Origin of the sequence: Rhodanobacter sp. Root480, assembly GCF_001426645.1 — a bacterium.
Classification (GTDB): domain Bacteria; phylum Pseudomonadota; class Gammaproteobacteria; order Xanthomonadales; family Rhodanobacteraceae; genus Rhodanobacter; species Rhodanobacter ginsenosidimutans.
Genome location: NZ_LMEX01000001.1, coordinates 292,786 through 309,522 on the forward strand (window position 1 = coordinate 292,786; position 16,737 = coordinate 309,522).

General features: G+C 64.2%; 13 protein-coding genes and 1 tRNA gene. 6 read left to right on the plus strand and 8 right to left on the minus strand.

Annotated elements, in window-relative coordinates:
* The first annotated feature begins 231 nt into the window (after positions 1–231).
* The 4 genes from csrA to ASD22_RS01440 all read left to right on the plus strand — a co-directional run bounded on the left by csrA (position 232) and on the right by ASD22_RS01440 (position 3,048).
* Complete coding sequence (csrA, locus tag ASD22_RS01425; protein ID WP_056077959.1) at positions 232–441, plus strand: carbon storage regulator CsrA; 210 nt, start codon at positions 232–234, stop codon at positions 439–441.
* Between the two features lie 69 nt (positions 442–510).
* Positions 511–603, plus strand: a tRNA-Ser gene (locus tag ASD22_RS01430).
* Positions 604–1,307: 704 nt separating this feature from the next.
* The gene (locus tag ASD22_RS01435) at positions 1,308–2,288 is read left to right on the plus strand and encodes a polysaccharide deacetylase family protein (protein WP_056077963.1); all 981 of its coding nucleotides are present in this window, start codon (positions 1,308–1,310) and stop codon (positions 2,286–2,288) included.
* A complete protein-coding gene (locus ASD22_RS01440) occupies positions 2,278–3,048 on the plus strand; it encodes a formyl transferase (RefSeq protein ID WP_056077965.1) in 771 nt (256 codons plus the stop codon). Before ASD22_RS01435 ends, ASD22_RS01440 begins: the two co-directional genes overlap by 11 nt.
* 62 nt (positions 3,049–3,110) lie before the next feature.
* On the opposite strand, the gene ASD22_RS16550 is transcribed toward ASD22_RS01440, so the two are convergent.
* Positions 3,111–3,482 (minus strand): hypothetical protein, encoded by a 372-nt coding sequence (locus ASD22_RS16550; RefSeq protein ID WP_156458915.1) that lies wholly within the window; start codon positions 3,480–3,482, stop codon positions 3,111–3,113.
* A gap of 529 nt (positions 3,483–4,011) precedes the next feature.
* Between ASD22_RS16550 and ASD22_RS01445 the strand changes: the two genes are divergently transcribed.
* Both ASD22_RS01445 and ASD22_RS01450 read left to right on the plus strand, forming a co-directional pair.
* Positions 4,012–5,040, plus strand: coding sequence for a polysaccharide biosynthesis/export family protein (locus tag ASD22_RS01445; protein WP_056077968.1), 1,029 nt, complete (start codon positions 4,012–4,014; stop codon positions 5,038–5,040).
* Between the two features lie 378 nt (positions 5,041–5,418).
* Entirely contained in the window at positions 5,419–6,714 is a 1,296-nt protein-coding gene (locus tag ASD22_RS01450) for an undecaprenyl/decaprenyl-phosphate alpha-N-acetylglucosaminyl 1-phosphate transferase (RefSeq protein ID WP_235577471.1), read from the plus strand.
* 44 nt (positions 6,715–6,758) lie between these two features.
* On the opposite strand, the gene ASD22_RS01455 is transcribed toward ASD22_RS01450, so the two are convergent.
* The 7 genes from ASD22_RS01455 to ASD22_RS01485 form a co-directional block, all read right to left on the minus strand.
* Entirely contained in the window at positions 6,759–8,192 is a 1,434-nt protein-coding gene (locus ASD22_RS01455; RefSeq protein WP_056077975.1) for a glycosyl hydrolase family 28-related protein, read from the minus strand.
* Between the two features lie 136 nt (positions 8,193–8,328).
* Positions 8,329–9,486: a glycosyltransferase family 4 protein gene (locus ASD22_RS01460; RefSeq protein WP_056077978.1), complete on the minus strand. Its 1,158-nt coding sequence runs from the start codon at positions 9,484–9,486 to the stop codon at positions 8,329–8,331.
* A 43-nt stretch (positions 9,487–9,529) separates the two neighbouring features.
* Positions 9,530–11,497 (minus strand): asparagine synthase (glutamine-hydrolyzing), encoded by a 1,968-nt coding sequence (gene asnB, locus ASD22_RS01465; protein ID WP_056077981.1) that lies wholly within the window; start codon positions 11,495–11,497, stop codon positions 9,530–9,532.
* A complete protein-coding gene (locus ASD22_RS01470) occupies positions 11,497–12,582 on the minus strand; it encodes a glycosyltransferase family 4 protein (protein ID WP_056077986.1) in 1,086 nt (361 codons plus the stop codon). The genes asnB and ASD22_RS01470 overlap by 1 nt, the downstream gene beginning before the upstream one ends.
* Positions 12,579–13,898: a hypothetical protein gene (locus ASD22_RS01475; RefSeq protein ID WP_056077989.1), complete on the minus strand. Its 1,320-nt coding sequence runs from the start codon at positions 13,896–13,898 to the stop codon at positions 12,579–12,581. The genes ASD22_RS01470 and ASD22_RS01475 overlap by 4 nt, the downstream gene beginning before the upstream one ends.
* Entirely contained in the window at positions 13,895–15,172 is a 1,278-nt protein-coding gene (locus tag ASD22_RS01480; RefSeq protein ID WP_056077991.1) for a glycosyl transferase, read from the minus strand. The genes ASD22_RS01475 and ASD22_RS01480 overlap by 4 nt, the downstream gene beginning before the upstream one ends.
* 98 nt (positions 15,173–15,270) lie before the next feature.
* A complete protein-coding gene (locus ASD22_RS01485; protein WP_056077993.1) occupies positions 15,271–16,728 on the minus strand; it encodes a lipopolysaccharide biosynthesis protein in 1,458 nt (485 codons plus the stop codon).
* Positions 16,729–16,737 lie beyond the last annotated feature (9 nt).

A 16,737-nucleotide genomic window follows, 5' to 3' on the forward strand; every position in this document is an offset into this window, starting at 1 on the left:
TGCCGCGCATTGCGCGTGGTAATGACGCTCAGTTAGTATCAATGACAGTGTCGGCGCCACCGGTAACGGTGGTGTCGCCAGTCAGGACGCCATGGAGTGTTTTGGCTGTGAGCCGGGAAGGCGAGAGGGCCTTCGACGGATCAATCGTCGAACTGCGCAACGAGGAACTCAGGGGTGAGGTTCCTCCCACCGCAGGCCTGTGAACAACAGCATTAATGGAGTAGCAAAATCATGTTGATTCTGACCCGCAGGGTCGGTGAAACCCTGATGATCGGCGACGAGGTGACCGTTACCGTTCTCGGAGTAAAGGGCAATCAGGTGCGTATCGGTATCAACGCGCCCAAGACCGTCGCCGTCCATCGCGAAGAAATCTATCAGCGGATCAAGGGCGAAAACGATGCCGGCGGCACGCCGGACGCGCCCACCGAACACGATCACTGAATTAAGCCTTTACCTCGAGCCCGCCGGTCAGTATCCTTGCCGGCTCCGCAGCAGTGCGGCGAAAAATCCGGAGAGATGCCCGAGAGGCTGAAGGGGCTCCCCTGCTAAGGGAGTATAGGGTCAAAAGCCTTATCGAGGGTTCGAATCCCTCTCTCTCCGCCAGATACGCAAAGCGCCCCGAAAGGGGCGTTTTGCGTATCTGGCGGAGAGAGAGGTGTGGACGAACCCTCTTGGTTCGACAATTTTGTCCGGAACAAAATTGGACAGCCGAACGGCTGGCCCTGGAGCGCGCAGCGCGGAAGGGTTGGGCCCATGGATGGGCCCAACAATCCCCCGCGGACGTCACGCAACAGTGCGGCGCATTGAAGCGGACGTTTTGAGCGACAAGGACAGCCGAAGGCTGGCCCCGCAGCGCGAAGGGGTTGGGCCCATGAATGGCCCCAACAATCCCCGCGGACCTCACGCCTCAGTGCAGCGCATCGAAAAGCGCGTGTTTTGCTGGTGGTGAAGGGGCGCGGACGGATTCTTCCACCTCACTCGACGCATCCCGCGCGCGCCTCGCCCTAAAACCAGCAACAGCCCCCGTTCACCTCAATTTCCCGACAACCCCACGATTTTCACGCCACCTGCCCAACAATGGGAGCTTGGAAACGCGGCGATATCGCCATGAGGCCACGGCAAGGCCGGCGATGCCCCTCATCGCCCCTTCAGGTTCTGCCCTGAGAATACGATCAATTCGCTCGACGCACGCCTTGCGAATAAACACGGGGAGATGAGCCGGCGGTATCGCGGCTTGACTCGATCGTGCGTCGGTACCGCCAATGCTTCAGGAGACGGCGTCCTGACTAACGAGGTGTGGCTGACATATGCCGGGTGTATTCACTGTCTCGTTGGATCTGGAGTTGTATTGGGGCGTGCGCGACAGCCGCAGCTTCGAGGACTACGGAGCGAACCTGCGCGGCGAACGCGATGCCATTCGCGGCATTCTCGACCTGTTCCAGACCCACGGCATTCACGCCACCTGGGCCACGCTCGGGTTCCTGTTCTTCAAGGACATCGCGCAGTTGCGGCAGCAACTGCCGGGCGTATTGCCGGATTACCAAAACCAGCAGCTTTCGTCCTATCGCTACATCGACGAACGCACGTGGGGTGATGACGACCTCTACCACTTCGCGCCTGACGCGATCGAGCAGATCCTTCGTTGCCCCGGGCAGGAGGTCGGCACGCACACGTTCTCGCACTACTACTGTCTGGAAGAAGGGCAGACCATCGAGTCATTCCGCGCCGACCTGCGCGCCGCGGTGGAGGTTGCGAAGGGCGTAGGCATTCCCACCACGAGCCTGGTGTTTCCGCGCAACCAGGCGAACCCGGCCTACCTTCCGGTGCTCGACGAATTGGGTATTGCCTGTTACCGGGGCAACGAAAGGATGTCGTTCTACAAGCCGAGAAACCAGCAGGGGCAGAGTCCGCTGGTGCGCGCGTTGCGCTTGCTGGATACCTACATCAACCTCAGCGGCCACAACACCTACAGCCTGGAGGAGTGTGCGCGCAGCCGGCCGTTCGACATTCCGGCCAGTCGATTCCTGCGTCCGTGTTCGCGTTCACTCGCACCGCTGGAGAGCCTGCGGCTGCATCGCATCAAGCGCGCCATGCACGAGGCCGCGACCGAAAATCGGCTGTTCCACCTGTGGTGGCATCCGCACAACTTCGGGGCCGACGTGAAGCGCAACCTCGATTTTCTGCGGAAGATCCTGATCCACTACGACCAGCTCCGTCAGCGCCACGGGATGCAGTCGCGCAACATGGGTGAGGTCGCGGCGCTGCTGGAACGCATGCATGTCGGCTAGGGCGCGGATCGTGCTGCTCGCCGGTGATGGGTTGTCCACGCGGGTGATGTACCACGGCCTTCGGGAGGAGTTCGACGTCGTCGAGGTGGTGCTCGAAGACAAACCTTCGGCGCTCAGGATGCTGCGCCATCGCGCCCGCAAGCTCGGCGTAATGCAGACATTGGGACAACTCGGTTTCATCCTGTACAGCCGGCTGCTTGTTCGCGCGTCCCGCTCGCGTATCGAACAGCTTCTGCATCGGCACGGCTTGTCGGACGCACCGATTCCCACGCAGGTGATCCGTCGTGTCGCCAGCGCCAACGGGCGCGGCGTGGCGGATCGTCTGCGCCAGCATGCGCCCCAGGCTGTGGTGGTGAACGGCACACGCATCCTGTCGCAAAAATTGTTGGCGGCCGTGGATGCGCCTTTCATCAATACGCACATGGGCATCACGCCGGCCTATCGCGGGGTGCATGGTGGCTATTGGGCGCTGGCGAACAATGATCGCGCGCATTGCGGCGTCACCGTTCATCTGGTGGACGCGGGCGTCGATACCGGCGGCATCCTGTATCAGGCGACCATCACGCCCGAGGCGGACGACAATTTCGCCACCTACCCGATCCTGCAGCTGGTGCAGGGGCTGTCACTGATGAAAGCCGCGCTGCGCGATGCCGCTGCCGGACGCGTGGTTCCGCGCGCCGGTGAGGGACCGTCGCGGCAGTGGTATCACCCCGGTTTGATCGGGTACTGGAAAACGCGGCTGCGGCACGGCGTCAAGTGAGTGCGCTTGCGCGACTTGGCCGGGGTCGAGCGAAACCTTGCCGGCGGACTGGGTGGTCGCCGTCAGCGCAGAAGCCCCAGATGAAACATCAGCCAACCGGCCAGTGCGCTCAGAACCAGACAAACAGCGAGCCAGAATCCTCGAGAATTTTTCTCCCAGACGGGCTTTTTCTTGTTGTTTCCCATGTTTTCTTGCACCAGTAACGAGCGGCAGCCGAACACGACGTGGATGGTTGCTGACGAAAGCCAATATCGTGCCAAATCAGGACGCGGACCTCGTCGGGTATCGAATATTGTGGTTCCGGACACGCGAATCGGACGAATGCCGCAGTTTTTCCCCTGTGCCTGAACGAGGCCGCGGACGACCGAGTGCGTCGAATCGCATGGTAGCGCAACGATCTGACGCTTTCGCCGCGTGCCAGGTGACAAAAGCATGGCGGTCGTCCTTCCTTGGTGGCGGAAAGGGAATGCGCCCGACGAGCGCTCAAGTTGTTTGAATGCTGTGCGGGCGGATGGTCTCGGCATGCGTGGCGATCGCCGGCGGTGTCGACGCTGATCCCGCTTGGTTCAGCTATCCCGATATCGCCGCAGCGCCTTGCGGGGCAAGGCATTTGGCCGTCCAATTCATGTTGATGCCGCCATTGATCCGATGACGCTGTGATGTTCTCTTCACGTGGCGTGTGGCATTTACTATCCCATTTTTTTCTGCCGATTATCCCTTCACATATGAATGGTGCCATTCATATACATCCGTGTCAGGAAAATGAATTTGCGCTTTACCGATAACCTCGATTTTTAATGCGAGCTCTGAATTCGACGCGAACGTGTTGTTTAATGTTTATTCCAGGATGCCTAGTGGATCACCATCTTCGAGGCCTAATTAAACATGAAAACAACTCGCGCCTTTATCATTCTCGGATTCGTGTTGCTGGTTAACGGTTGCGTTTGGGCGCCGGGACAACGCATGCGTAGCGAGGGACTGGTTCGCGGTACGCCGACGGACAGCAGCCAGATCCAGCTGGTAACGATCACCCCGCAACTGTTGACGACGAGCAACGCGACAACGCTGGCCGCCACGGTGCCGCAGGCGCTGTTGTCGTACAAGCCGGAGCCTTATCGTGTCGGCCCCGGCGACACGCTTTACATCACCGTATGGGATCACCCGGAGCTGACGTCGCCGGCGGGTTCGCAGCAACAGACGGCCGCCAATGGCCGCCTGGTTCGGTCCGATGGCACGATGTTCTATCCCTATGTGGGCGCGGTGAAAGTCGCCGGAATGACGATCGAGCAGGTGCGCGACGCCATCAGCACGAAGATCGCCAAGTATGTCGAGCGGCCGCAGGTGGACGTCGGCGTCGTCGGTTACAACAGCCAGCATGTGCTGCTGCAAGGTGCGTTCAAGAAGACCGATCCACAACCGATCACGACGGTTCCTCTGACCCTGGGGCAGGCGCTGGGTACGGCATCGGTCAATGCGGACGAGGCCAACATGTCCGATCTGATATTGACGCGTGACGGACAGGACTATCACCTGGACCTGACCGCGCTGAGCAACGGCCACAGCATCGCGCAAAGCATCTATCTGAAGCCGGGGGATCGCCTGATGCTCCCGTACAACGATACGCAGGAGATCTACGTGCTGGGCGAGGTGCTGCGTCCACGCGCGGTCACCTTCAGGAGCGCTTCGGACATCTCGCTGACGCAGGCCCTGGGCCGCGCCGGTGGCCTCAACCCCGTCACGTCGGACGGCAAGGAGGTCTATGTCATTCGCGGTGCGAACAACCTGGAAAACACGCCGGCCAAGGTCTTTCAGCTTGACGCCCGTTCACCTTCGGCGTTCGCGCTGGGGGATCAATTCAGGGTGAAGCCGGGTGACGTGGTGTTTGTGGGTGCGGCTGGTGTGACGCGCTGGAATCGCGTGTTGAGCCAGTTGCTGCCGTCGGCCTCGATACTCAGCAGTGCGGCCAATGCGAACTACAGCGCCACTCACTGAGGCGACGCGGTTGCGCATGACGTAAAGCGATCATCGACCGGCAGCGAAGGCTGTCGGTCGATGTCGTGCGTGCAGCTTGAGGTTTCGGAGCCGTTTGTCGTTTCATCATTTGGACGTCTATTCAGCGCAGGGACAGGCGGCATTCAGTTCGGATGGCAACACGATATGAATGATTGATTGACAAAATCATCATCTAACGATGGCGGGCCTGAATCAGGGTTTTCACCATGCAAGCGGCGCTGTCCAAAGATGGTAGGTTCACCGTTCGGCATTGGCTCCGATTTGTTTCATCGGAAATGGTTGCCGGATTATCTCCTGGCTTCAGATCGCTTTCCGCCATCTAAAGGCGGCGATCCGTCAGTCCATCAAAATCAATAGATGCGGGGCGTCGGGTTTCTGGCGTGTCCGCACCACTCACAACTCGAGCTCGGCTGGACCAGGGGGATCCGTTCGAGGTTGGTCGGAGGTAGGAATGCCATGCACGAGTCGCGGCTAGTCGTTGATTGCCTGGTTGCTGCATGCACGTCGGCAATGGCCATTGTCGTGCTGCGTCGGTTCGCCGTTGTGTGGGGTCTGGTGGATCACCCTGATCAACGCAAGCAGCACCATGGTGACGTGCCCCTGGTGGGCGGGCTCGCGATCTTCATCGGCATGGCGGCGGGCGCGGCTTGCTACGGGCAGTTCCAGGGGTTCGAGATGATCTTGCTGGGTACCGCCGCCGTGCTGGTGCTGCTCGGTGCGCTGGATGACCGCTTCGATCTCAGCGTGCGGGATCGCCTGCTGATCCAGACCATTGTCATCCTGACCGTCATTGCCAGCAGCGGTGTGTATATCCATACGCTGGGGCGCATCTTCGGTCACGAAGTGACGTTGGGCTGGTTCGGTGTTCCGGTGACGGTGGTTGCCGTGATCGGGCTGGTGAATGCGTTCAACATGATGGATGGTATCGACGGCCTGGCCGGAAGCCTGGCGCTGGTGAGCATCGCCGCCATCATCCTGTTTGCCGACCCGTCGCCCCTGCATGGCGTCATCGCGTTGCTGGTTGTGCTGGCCGCGGCGTCGCTGCCTTATCTTGTCGCCAACCAGGGTTTCATGGGCGGGAAGATTTTCCTGGGCGATGCCGGAAGCATGTTGATCGGGTACTTGCTGGCCTGGGCGCTGATCAGCATGAGCCAGACACCCGGCACGCAGTTGTCGCCGGTCAACGTGCTGTGGTGCGTGGCGCTGCCGGTGTTCGACACGTTTGCGGTGATGTATCGGCGCATGCGACAGGGCAGGTCGCCGTTCAAGCCGGATCGTGGACACATCCACCACATCCTGCTCGGGTTCGGCCTGACGTCCCGCACCACGTTGGCCTTGTTGATCCTGCTTGCTACCGGCCTGGCGTTCATCGGCGCCTTCTTCAGCAGCGCGGCCCATTCGGCGGGTACCAACCTGACAACGTTCTGCCTGACCCTCGGTGTGTACGTCATCACGGTCACACATGTGTGGCTGCGCCAGGAAGCGCGTCGGCACGGGGCGGCTGATTCGCAAACCATGGTTGACGCGGGCGCCGTCGCGTCGGAAGCGACGGCCCGGGAAGTCGGAATGCCCGTGACGGAGGACGAGCTCATGTTCAGGGAGGACGACCATGCCGAGGTCTACCATTCGCTGCGGCGGTCGTCGCGTCGTTGATCACTATGGCTCGTGTGGCGAGCGGCGCTACCGGGGCGTGGCCCTCACGTCGTTGGTGTCGTTCCGCGGAACTCGATCGTCGCGCCGTTGGCGATCTTCTTTACGCTGCCCCCGACGTCGTTCTCGTATTCGAAGGAATGCTCGAGCTTCAGCCGGCCCTTGCTGATGCGCATGTCGTTGCTCGTGCTCATGAACGACATGGAGCCGGTGCGCGCACCGTGGCTTACCACGTTCCCGGAGATCACGATCCTGTCGATGACTCTTTTGTCGTCGGGTGATCCGTCGTCGGCGAAATTGATGCACGTTGCATGGATGTCGGTGAACACGTTGCCCGCACATACAAGGCCGTCGGCGCCAAGTAAGCCAATCGCGCCCATTTGCGGACGTATGCCGCTGAACATGTTGCCGGTGATCACCGTGTTGATGGCGTTGCGGCTGGTCCGCGACGCGATGGTGCCGAGACGGATCGCGTCGCCGCCAGGTCCCGAGCCGGGTGGCGAACGGCGGAAGGTGCAACAGCTGATCTGCGTCCCGCTCAAACCCTTGACCGCCACGTCGACGCGTATCGAATTGAGGAAGTCGCAGTCGAGTACGCGAAGATTGTCCGGCCTGCTCGCGACAGTCTTCGCCTTGGTGGAAGAATCGATGCCCCAGTAGCAGTTCGTGAATTCGCAATCCGACACGGTCCAGTCGTGGATGTTGTCGCCGGTCTGGTGTCCGTTGAAAAACGTGATGCCCGCCGTGTTGACCGTGTCGATGTCGATGAACCGGCAACCGCTGATGGTCACGTTGCGATAGATGCTCCAGTCGTGGTCGGGCTCGAAATCGATGCCGCCCACCGAATGGGAAAGTTTTGCGTTGCCGATGTTGCGGAAGACGCAGCGTTCCACCATCAATCCATCGCAGTCGATGACGGACAACCCGTTGCGGTTGTCCTTCACTGCACCGTCGAAGACGCAGTCGCGCACCACGATGCGCTGGTTGTGGCGCTCGGTACGGGCGAGCGTGCCCGAGCCGACATACATGCCGTCGCCGCGAAAACCGTGGAACGTCACCCGCTCGACGGTGAGGTCCGAGGTGGCATTGACGGCGAGCAGGTAGAAGAACTGCGCATAGCCGAACTCGGCCACCCGTCCGTCGAGTTTCAGGTCGTGCAGATGGATGTCGCGCATGTTGTCCGCGACCCGGCGGGTGCCGCCGTCGCGGATGTGGGTGACGAGCATGAATTCGCTGGCCAGTGACGCGTCGTAGGCTTTCAGCTGGCTGGACGGTCCTTCGCCGTACAACTCGAAGCCGGACTTGAGGTTCAGCTGCTTCACGAGGTAAACGCCGGCGGGCACGAACACCTTGTCGGCTGCGGCTATCGCGGCCTGGATGTCGCCGGTGCAGTCGTATGTGCTGTTGCCGGCGCGAAGGGCAGCGTGTTCGGAGGCGGGGAGGTAATCCAGTACGTTCGCCTGTTTCAACGGGGATGGCATGATGCGGCCTCCGGTTGTGCGACTTTCGTGGTGGGAGTGGTGGCTACGTTGGGGCCATCGGCCGAGTCTACTGCGGCAGATGCCGGGGCCATGAACCGCACATGACCCGACCGTGCGAGACGTGGCATATGGACGTCTAGACGGATGATTCAACAGATGCCTGCGACGCGGTGCAAAGCTCCGTGTAGACCGCCAGCGTGCGCTCGACCACGATGCGTTCATCGAACTGCGCTCTCGCCTTGCGCCTCGCCGCGTCACCCAGCTGGCGTGCGAACGCGGGATCATCCTGCAACCGGGCCATGGCCCGCGCCAGCGCCTCGCTGTCTCCCATCGGCACCAGCAGTCCATCGACGCCATCGGTCACTACCTCGCGACAGCCGGGCACATCGGTGGTGATCAACGGAAGTCCGCAAGCAGCGGCCTCGACCAATGTTCGCGGCAATCCCTCGCGATAGCTCGGCAGCACCACGATGTCGACCGCGCCGAGCAGGCCGACCATGTCGTCGACGTGGCCGAGCCAGGTCAGCAGGCCTTCGTCGACCCATCCTCGTATCGTGGCCTCCGGCACGGCGGCCGGGTTGCCCGGGTCTGGCGTGCCGGCGAGCAGAGCCCGGAAGGTGCGGCTCTGCTTGCGCAGTTGCCGGATGGCGTCGACGTATTCAGCGACGCCCTTGTCCCACAGCAGGCGACTGGCCAGCAGCATGCGCGGGCATCCGTCGGTGGGTGCCTGCGGGGATATCCCGGCGAACTGCGCGCAGTTCACGCCCGAGCCGCGAATCAGCCGCACATGCGCCGGGTCGACCAGGCCGGCCTGCCGAAACAGTTCGACATCGTCCGCGTTCTGCAGGATCAGCCGCGCATCGCGACCGCCCAGCGCCAGCCGCAGCAAGCCGCGCACCACCGGCCGCAGCAAGCGCGCCTTCCACTGCGAACTGGTGAAAACGTAACCCATGCCCGCCACCGCATTCACCCGCGCGTGGATGCCGGCCAGTCGCGCCGCCAGCGAGCCGTACACGGCACACTTGATGGTGAAACCGTGGACCAGCGCGGGTTGTTCGCGCCGCAGCAGGCGCACCAGGTGCCACAGCAACGCCAGCTCGCGCAGCGGGTTGAGGCTGCGCCGTTGCATGGGAAGGGATTCCCAGCGCAGGCCCAGGCCGCGCAATTTCTCGCCATACGGTCCGGGCGGGGAGATCAGCAGCACGTCGTAGCCGGCCCGCTGCAGCGCCAGCGCCAGCGCGCGCCGGAAGTTGTAGAGGTACCAGTCGGTATTGGCGAACAGCACGGCCTTCATGAGCGTGCCCCGTGCGCCGTAGCGGAGTGGGTGCCGGCAGCGATCATGCGGATGCCCTCCGTTCCTGTTCCAGCCAGGCCTGGAACATCAGCACCGTCCACAGCTGGTGCTGCCAGTTGCGGCGACCGCTCAGGTGCTCGGTCCACTTCTGCCGGATGGCGTCCGGCTGGAAATAGCCTTCGTGGCGCAGACGATTCTCATCGAGCAGGGCTTCCGCCCAGTCGCGCAGCGGGCCGCGCAGCCAGCTGTCCAGCGGTATGCCGAAACCCATCTTGGGCCGTTCGATCAGTTCCTTCGGCACATGCCGATACAGCACCTGGCGCAGCAACCATTTGCCCTGGCCGTGGCGGATCTTCTGTTGCAACGGCAGGCGCCAGGCTAGTTCGACCACGCGGTGGTCGAGCATCGGTACGCGCGTCTCCAGGCTGTTGGCCATCGCGGCGCGGTCGACCTTCACCAGGATGTCGTCGGGCAGGTAGGTTTGTGCGTCCATCGCCATCATCCATTGCGCCAGGTTGTCGGTAGGCGGCCACGCATCAGGCATGGTCAGCAGCGTGGGCGGTTCCTGCGCGCCCAGCACGACGCGGGCCGGGTCCTGCCATTGGCTGGCCAGGTTGAGGAAATACGCCTGGCCGCTCGACAACGTGAGGACGTCCGCCAGCTTCTGCGCCTTGTCGCCCGGCGTGGCCAGTTGCCAACGTTTGGGCAGCAGTGGACCGATGCGCTGGAACCATCGATCCCAGGTTGCCGGCGCCACGGCGTGCAGCGCAGCCGCCGCGGCGCGACGTGCGGGCGGTGGCAGGCGCTGCGCCTTTTCCCACGTGGTGCGTGCGCCCAGGTAGCGGTTGTAGCCGCCGAACAGTTCGTCGCCGCCATCGCCACTCAAGGCCACCGTCACCGCACGGCGGGTCAGCTGGCTGATCAGGAAGGTGGGGATCTGCGAGCTGTCGCCGAACGGCTCGCAGAAGATGCCGGGCAGCCGCGGAATCACGGCGAGCGCGTCTTCGGGCCGCACGTAAAGTTCGGTGTGTTCGGTGCCCAGGTGTCTTGCCACGGCCTTGGCGTGCACAGCTTCGTCGTAGCCGTTTTCGTCGAAGCCGATGGTGAAGGTCTTGACGGGCCGCGCGCTGCGCGCCTGCATCAGCGCCACGATCGTGCTGCTGTCGATGCCGCCGCTGAGGAAGGCGCCCAACGGCACGTCGGAAAGCATCTGCGCATCGACGCTGGCACCCAGTTGCGCTTCCAGTGCGTCGGTGGCGGCAGCGTCGGTGGCGATGAGCGGCTCGCGCAGGCCCGCGCTTACCGCGTCGTTGTAGCGCCAGTACGGCACCGGCTGCGCCTCGCGCGGCGTGTCCGCCGAAATGCGCAGCAGGTGCCCGGGCCGCAGCTTGGCCACGCCGCGGTAGATGGCATGAGGCGCGGGGACGCAGTCGTGGCGCAGCAGCAGCGCCAGCGCGCCGCGATCGATGTCCGCCCGGAATGCCGCATGCGCCTTCAACGCCTTCAACTCCGAACCGAACAGCAAGGTGTCGCCCTGCCAGCCGTAGTACAGCGGCTTCTCGCCCATGCGGTCGCGAGACAGCGTCAGCGTGCGCTGCTGGCGATCCCACAGGGCGAACGCGAACATGCCGACGCTGGCCTGCATGGTGCGCTCGACGCCCCAGGCGGCAAAGCACGCCAGCAGGGTTTCGGTATCGGCGTGCCCGCGCCACGGCGGTGCGACGTGCTCCGCGCGAAGACGTTCGCGCAGGGCGAGATGGTTGTAGATCTCGCCGTTGAACACGATGACATAGCGTCCGTCGGCCGAATGCATGGGCTGGTGGCCGGCGGGAGAGAGGTCGAGGATCGAAAGGCGTCGTTGTGCCAGCGCCACGCCGACGGCTTCGTCGCACCATTCGCCGCTGTCGTCGGGGCCACGGTGGCTGAGCCGGGCCGACATCGCCCGCGCCTGCGCCAGCAACGCGTCCTGCGCGCCACCGTGCCGTTGCCAGAAGCCGGTCATGCCGCACATCAGGCATGCCCCGCGCGGCGCAGTATGTCCGCGAGCCGCGGCACCTGCGCGCCCAGGCTGTATTCCGCTTCGACCCGGGCACGGCCAGCCGCGCCCATGCGTTGGCGCAGCGCCGGGCTCGCGATCAGCCGCTCCAACGCGTCCCGCCACGCCGCTTCATCGGTGGCCAGTAAACCGTTTTCGCCGTGATGCACGATGTTGACGTTGACCCCGACCGGCGAGGCCACCACCGGCAGGCCGCAGGCCATGTACTGGATGATCTTGTAGCCGCACTTGCCGCGCTCCCACGGACTGTCGAGCAGCGGCATGATGCCGATGTCCATCCGCGCGATCATCGCCGCCTCGGTGGCCTCGGACCACGCCACCACTTCCGGCGTGGTGCCGGCGAACAGGCTCGCCGTTTCGGGCCGCGCGCCCACCAGCAGCAGCCGCGCATGGTCGTCGGCGCAGACCTGCTCCAGCGTCCGGCGCATGTCCAGCATGTAGTGCTCGGTGGCGGGCGAGCCGATCCAGCCGATCACTGGCGGTTGGTCGTCCGCGGTATTGGCCGCCGTGTAGCGCTGCTCGTCCACCACGGTGGGGATGATCTCGATCCGCGCCGCGCCCGCCTGCCGGGCACGTGCCGCAAGGTAGCGGTTGCCCGCGATCACGCAGGCGGCGCCGCGCATGATCCGGTCGATCTTGCGCCCCAGCAGGCGACGCACCAGCGGGTTGGTCGATTGATCGTACTTGTGGAACAACGCGTCGTCGTAATCGACCACGTACGACTTGAACGACCGCGCCAGCGTCGCCTCGATCCAATAGGGCAGATAGGGGAAAAGTTCGCCCTCGATCCAGGCCAGGTCGTGCTCGTGACGACGCAGGAGCTGCATGAACCGCCGGCCGAAATAGCCCCATGCGCGGCTCTTGGCCGCTCCGGGGCGATCGCCGTACAGCGCTTCGAGGTACGCGTCCGGGAACAGCGCATGCACCTGCACGTCGATGCCGTGATCGCGCAGCGGTGCGAGGTATTGCAGGCTGCGCAGGCGCGAACTGGGTCCGCGCCGGGAGTATTTGGAAAACAGCAGAACCTTGAGGCGCTTCATTCGCGGCCCTTCTTGAATGCCTTCGGATACTCGATGGCCAGCGCCACCAGCGGGATGACGTACATCCACTGGAAGACGAACGCCTCGATGTACGGGTTGGTGTTGGTGCCGAGAAAGGCGCAGACGAAACCGCAGAACATGAACTTGTGCCGTGGCGGCAGGCGGCGGCGCCAGGCCAGCCGAATCACGGAGGCCATGTACAGCAGGAACGGCAGGGCGTAGATCATCGCGCCGATGATGCCGACGCGGTAGATCGTGGCCAGCCACACCAGTTCGTAGCGCCAGGGGTGGACCGTATCGCTGACGAAATCCACCCCGACGCCATGGCCGGAACCCAGTCCACCGTTGGCGAGAATGCCGGCAAACAGCGAGTGGCCCATCTGCACGCGCGTGCTGCCGCCGCCGGAGGCGAGCTTGGTCGAGACGGCGTCCAGCACGCGCTGCAGGCTGATCTGCGTATAGGCCTGCAGCAGGAACAGCGCCGTCGTCACCGCGATCAGCATTGGCAGGCCGTAGCGGATGAGGCGGAAGATCGGCGATTTCTGCCGGGTGTCGGTCGTGCGCGAGGACAACAGCAAGCCGAGGAACCAGCCCAGCGGCACGGCCAGGATAAGTGCCGTGCGGCCGGAGGTCAGCGCGCAGACCAGCAGCATCGCCAGCAGCGCGAGGCGCATCAGCCGGTTCCTGATGAGCTCGGGCGAACCGAAGAATCCGCCGCAGAGGAAGATCAGCGAGCCGTACACATGCATGGTGGCGCCGGCGAACCCCTCGGTGAGATTGACGTTGGCGCCCTCGAAGAAGAACGTCACCGCCGCGGCGCCGCGCGTGAGGTACAGGTAGAAGAACAGGCCCACGCTCAGCGCGCACAGCAGGCTGAGCACGGCGAGCCAGTCGATCAGCCGGTCGGTTCCCAGCCGTCGCAGCAGGCCATCGGCAACCAGCGTCCACAGCAGCGGCGAAAGGATGTAGATCGCCACCACCTGGAGCTGGGCCTCCTGCGGCGCGTCGTGCACGCCACCGACGACCATGTAGAGCAGGGTGACGATCACCGTGCAGGCGTACAGCGCCAGCAAGGTCCGGAAGCCGGGGCCGATGCGCAGCCCCGGCAAGGCCAGCATGGCGGCCAGCACCATCGCCGCCGCGGTGATGTCGGGGAGCGAGTTGGGCACCACCACGGCCAGCACCAGCAGCGCAAACGCCACGCCCAGAAACAGGTGGCGCACGGTGAACCGGTAGCGACCCGTGAACGACTGCGCTGCCGGTGCCATGAACACCGACGGCTCCGGCGTCAGCGCCGAATCGTTGCCGGGGCTCATGGCAACACCATGGTGGAAAGCCAGCCGTCGAGCATGTCGGCCTGGGCCACGCGGCTGTAGATCGCGATGTCGCGTCGCGCGCCGCTGCGGTGGGGCGATAGCGCGCCGCGTACCGCCTGGTAGCCGGATACGCCCGCGCCGGTGAGGATGGTTTGGCCGGCCCCGGTCCGCGCGAGGATGGCGGTGGCCTCGTTGCTCACACCCGAAACGCAGACGACGTCGGCGCCGGTAGCGAGATACTCGAACAGTTTTCCGGTGGCGCAGCTGGCGCGCGAGCCGGTCAACAGCAGCAACTTGTCGCAACGTTTCATGAGCTGCAGCGCCAGCGTGCGCTCGACCGGCCCCAACACGCTGACCGGAAAGTTGGCGCGCCGCAGCGTGGCCTGCTCGCCTTCCGTCAATTCGCCGGCAAAGATCAGGTGGCGGTTCGCGTCGGTTTCGACCGAGTCGTTCAACGCATCGACCAGGTAATCGAGGCTCCTCGACGCCGACCCGTCGCTGGCACCGATGCGCCCGAAATGGCCGATCAGCAACGTGTTGGCCGGTACCTCGCGGGCGAGGATGGCGGCGGCGCGCGTGCTGCCCACCACGTCGTCGTCGAGCGCGGCGAAGTCGTCCGGGTCGTAGCCGTTGGGCAGGATCGCCGTGGCCTTGCCGGGATAGCGTTGCTGGAAGTCATCGACCAGCGGGCCGCTTACCGACGTGACCAGATCGCTGGCGGCCACCACCCGCGCTTCGATCAACTGGCGCATCACTTTCCGCGACCAGCCGGGTTTGCCCAGCGGCTCGAAGACCAACCCGTCGCGGAAGTCCTGCAGGCAGCCGATGTGGTGCTTGCTGGACAGCGCGGCCGCGGCTACCAGCGCGTCGACCGGCGAATACGTGCCGATGACCACGCATTGCTCGCCGACGGCCAGCTTCCTGGTGCATAGCTCGTTGGCCTTGGCCAGCGCGTGGACAAACCATGGGCGCGCATGCGAGCGACCTTCGCCCAGCAGAAACGGCAGCGGACGCACGAAGGTGGCCGCCAGCGCCAGCAGCGAAGCGGCGGCGGATGATTCGCTGCCCACGCAGCGCCCGGGCAGCGGAAAGATGGTGATGTCGGTACCCGGCGGCGTGACTGTTGCGGTCATGGCCGAGGGCACTTCGCGGGCAAAAACGAAGATGCGGTATTTCGCCGGGTCCAGGTATTTCAGCAGGCTTTTGAACCGTTGCGCGGCGATATTGCCGGCAAGGTGATGCGCCGCGAACACGAACAAATTGATTTTCTTCATCGATGAATCCTCAATCTGTCGGTGGCATCGCCATCAGGTGTGCTGGAGAAACCGGTTGATCCGCGCCCCGGCGTCGAGACGGCGCGGCGTCGCCCCGCTCACGGCAGCGCACCGGGGCCTCCTTCGGCTTGCGGGCAGGCGGGCTGCGGTTTGAGCGCCACGCGCAATGACTGGTACATGCCCATCCATTCCGCGCGGAAACACGCGAAGGCGACCGGCAGCAGGGCCAGCCAGACCAGGCTGAAATGCACCGGCAGGCGCGGGCCGAACACCAGCGTCGCAATGGAAAGTCCCACGCAGGCGGTGACGAACATGTACAGCCGCGCGCGCGGGAACGGCCGCCACACGTAGGCCGACGCTTCGGTGCGGGCCACGAAGAAAACCAGGAATGCGATCGCGTTGGCCACCACCGCGCCGGCCGCGCCGTGCGCGGGGACCAGCCACACGCTGAGCGCGACATTGACCACCAGCGCCGCGAGGGTCGACCACAGCGACAACATGGAGCGGCGCGTGATGCCGATGCCCACGCACGTCACCTCGGAGAGGGTGTAGAGCAGCGGCTGGCCAATGCAGCACAGCATCAGGTACTTCACCTGCGCGTAGTGCGCCGGCAGCACGAAATCGGCCAGCCAGGAGAAGGCGCCCGTCAGCACCCATATCGCGCACACCACCGCCAGCGCCTGCTTGGCGATGGTGTCGACCCGCCGCATGTCCACGCCATGCGCCACCCACTTGTAGACGAGTGGCGCCCACAGCACGGTGAAGATGGTCTGGAAGACCACGCCCACGCCGGCGAAGCTCATGGAGACCGAATAGATCGCCAGCTCCGGGAGGCTGGACAGCGAGCGCAGCGTCAAGGTGCTGGTGGCGTCCAGCCCCCAGTAGGCGACGCCGGCGAAGATCAGCGGCGTGCCGTAGGCGAGTACCCCGCGCACCTGCGCAGGCGCCACCGGCGCGCGTATCGCCGGGCTCCATTCGCGCCAGGTGTTCCAGCCATAGGTGATCAGCACCGACAGCAGCGAAATGAAATATGCCGCCTCCAGTTCCACGAACGTGGTGTGGATATTCGATGCGGCGATCACCGTCACCACCAGCAGGAGCAGCACCTTGGGCAGGATCTGGCTGATCGAGAACGCCGCACCGCGATCCTGCATGCGCAGGATCAGCGAGAGAAAGCGCGAGACGAAACTCGTCGTCACACAGGCGAGCAGCAGCCAGAAGTAGGCGACATGGCCCACCCCGAACAGCCATTCGGCGATGCGGTCGTCGAAGGGCGCGGTCACCAGCATCGCCAGCAGCAGGAGCGCGCTGCCTGGTGCGAAGCAGGCTTTCAGCAAGGCCGCGCGATCGGCCGATTCGTGGTATTCCCGCACATAAGCGCGGTCGAGCCCGAGGCCGAACAGCAGCACGCCGAACGAGACGGCGATCTGCACGATGTTCAGCCGTCCCACGTCGGCTGGCGGAAACACCCAGGCGATCACCGGCACCGTCACCAGGCCGAGCGCGGCGGTGGCGATGGGGCCAACGGCAAATGCCAGAGCGGTGCGTAGATTCATCCGTTGATC

What these genes read in the sequence shown, in the direction of transcription:
- csrA (WP_056077959.1), top strand. Translation starts at nt 232, where the DNA reads ATGTTGATTCTGACCCGCAGGGTCGGTGAAACCCTGATGATCGGCGAC.
- ASD22_RS01435 (WP_056077963.1), top strand. Translation starts at nt 1,308, where the DNA reads ATGCCGGGTGTATTCACTGTCTCGTTGGATCTGGAGTTGTATTGGGGC.
- ASD22_RS01440 (WP_056077965.1), top strand. Translation starts at nt 2,278, where the DNA reads ATGTCGGCTAGGGCGCGGATCGTGCTGCTCGCCGGTGATGGGTTGTCC.
- ASD22_RS16550 (WP_156458915.1), bottom strand. Translation starts at nt 3,482, where the DNA reads ATGCTTTTGTCACCTGGCACGCGGCGAAAGCGTCAGATCGTTGCGCTA.
- ASD22_RS01445 (WP_056077968.1), top strand. Translation starts at nt 4,012, where the DNA reads ATGCGTAGCGAGGGACTGGTTCGCGGTACGCCGACGGACAGCAGCCAG.
- ASD22_RS01450 (WP_235577471.1), top strand. Translation starts at nt 5,419, where the DNA reads ATGCGGGGCGTCGGGTTTCTGGCGTGTCCGCACCACTCACAACTCGAG.
- ASD22_RS01455 (WP_056077975.1), bottom strand. Translation starts at nt 8,192, where the DNA reads ATGCCATCCCCGTTGAAACAGGCGAACGTACTGGATTACCTCCCCGCC.
- ASD22_RS01460 (WP_056077978.1), bottom strand. Translation starts at nt 9,486, where the DNA reads ATGAAGGCCGTGCTGTTCGCCAATACCGACTGGTACCTCTACAACTTC.
- asnB (WP_056077981.1), bottom strand. Translation starts at nt 11,497, where the DNA reads ATGTGCGGCATGACCGGCTTCTGGCAACGGCACGGTGGCGCGCAGGAC.
- ASD22_RS01470 (WP_056077986.1), bottom strand. Translation starts at nt 12,582, where the DNA reads ATGAAGCGCCTCAAGGTTCTGCTGTTTTCCAAATACTCCCGGCGCGGA.
- ASD22_RS01475 (WP_056077989.1), bottom strand. Translation starts at nt 13,898, where the DNA reads ATGAGCCCCGGCAACGATTCGGCGCTGACGCCGGAGCCGTCGGTGTTC.
- ASD22_RS01480 (WP_056077991.1), bottom strand. Translation starts at nt 15,172, where the DNA reads ATGAAGAAAATCAATTTGTTCGTGTTCGCGGCGCATCACCTTGCCGGC.
- ASD22_RS01485 (WP_056077993.1), bottom strand. Translation starts at nt 16,728, where the DNA reads ATGAATCTACGCACCGCTCTGGCATTTGCCGTTGGCCCCATCGCCACC.